General features: G+C 42.8%; 2 protein-coding genes and 1 tRNA gene (1 of these 3 only partly in view). 2 read left to right on the plus strand and 1 reads right to left on the minus strand.

Annotation, left to right across the window (positions count from 1 at the left end):
• Nucleotides 1–681 (plus strand): dihydroorotate dehydrogenase (quinone) (gene pyrD, locus B3180_RS13610; protein ID WP_286845054.1); only part of this gene is annotated, 681 nt, incomplete at its 5' end.
• A gap of 64 nt (nucleotides 682–745) precedes the next feature.
• Complete coding sequence (locus B3180_RS13615) at nucleotides 746–1,300, plus strand: cell division protein ZapC domain-containing protein (protein WP_199494814.1); 555 nt, start codon at nucleotides 746–748, stop codon at nucleotides 1,298–1,300.
• 88 nt (nucleotides 1,301–1,388) lie between these two features.
• On the opposite strand, the gene B3180_RS13620 is transcribed toward B3180_RS13615, so the two are convergent.
• Nucleotides 1,389–1,410 (minus strand) — tRNA-Met (locus B3180_RS13620); it runs 153 nt beyond the window's last position.

Consider the following 1,410-nt stretch of genomic DNA (forward strand, 5'->3'; position numbering starts at 1 on the left):
ATCAACCGCATGGGGTTCAACAACCACGGTGTGGATGTATTGCTTGAAAACGTAAAGGCCTCATCTTATAAAGGTGTGCTGGGTATCAATATCGGTAAGAATAAAAACACCCCGGAAGAGCGAGCCCTTGATGATTATCTTGCGTGCCTGGAAAAGGTTTACCCTTACGCCGGTTACGTGACAATTAATATTTCATCACCCAATACACCTGGTTTAAGAGACCTTCAACATGGCTCAAGTCTTGATGCTTTGCTTTCCGGGCTTAAGGAGTCACAACTTGAACTGGCGAATAAGTATGATCGCTACGTTCCGTTGGTTGTGAAAATAGCTCCGGATCTTGAAGAAAGCGAAGTTGAAGTCATGGCTCAATCTTTACTGCGAAATAAAATGGATGGTGTGATTGCCACAAACACGACGCTTTCGCGAGATGGTTTGCGTGATGATAAAGCTAAAGAAGCAGGGGGGCTAAGTGGTAAGCCATTACAAAATAAAAGTACTCGGATTATAGAGCTCTTATGTAAAACTTTGCAAAGACAGATACCAGTAATTGGTGTTGGGGGCATAGATTCACCCGAGGCCGCGCAGGCCAAATTCAGGGCTGGAGCTAGCCTGGTGCAAATTTATACAGGGTTTATCTACCAGGGGCCGGGGCTTATTCGTTCAATTGTTAACCACTTGTAATAGCCGGGCGAGTTTAGTATCTTATCGCAAGGCTTAAATTCTTCTAATTATAAAGGCTAACACTGTGGAATCGGAATCCCATTGGCTATGGTTGTTCAATGCAGAAACTGGCAAGCTCAGCATTAAGCTGAACGAAGACAGCGTCTTTGAAACACCTTACAAACCGAGTCAATTAGTCAATATCCACTTTAGTGAACAACTAATGGATATTGAGGATGCGACAACCTTCCAAAAAGTTAGTGAGGTTTTAGAGTCTTATCCTTCAGATAAAGTCCCCTGTACCCCATGTAGTGCGGCACTCAATGCAACTGCATGGAGTCGTTTTGGTCGTCCTCAAATGCCTCAAAGCTGGCATTTCCAAAAGTCCGACATTAATGAATGGCCGGCAGAGCGTACCTTATGCGAATTAAACTCAGGCTTTGATCAAGGGTTATTTCTAATTCTTGATGCAGATGATGAATTTGCAACCTGCTTATTACTAAGTGATGGAATGCAGCTTTCGGCAATTAAGTCTTTGAAACAGTTTTACGTTATAAAAGTCACATTAAATCGACTTTTACCTGCGACAGTCGACTTGGCAATGTCAGCTCAATCTAACTGGAGCCAACAGCTGGCTTAGTAAGTTTATTTATTAATTTTTTCAGGGAAGTACAGAAAGTACAGATGTGTTCTGGGGAATTAATATGAAGACATTTCTGTCCGGACGTTGGTTGCGGGGGCAGGATTTGA

Source organism: Idiomarina sp. UBA4206, assembly GCF_002383015.1.
GTDB classification, from domain to species: domain Bacteria; phylum Pseudomonadota; class Gammaproteobacteria; order Enterobacterales; family Alteromonadaceae; genus Idiomarina; species Idiomarina abyssalis.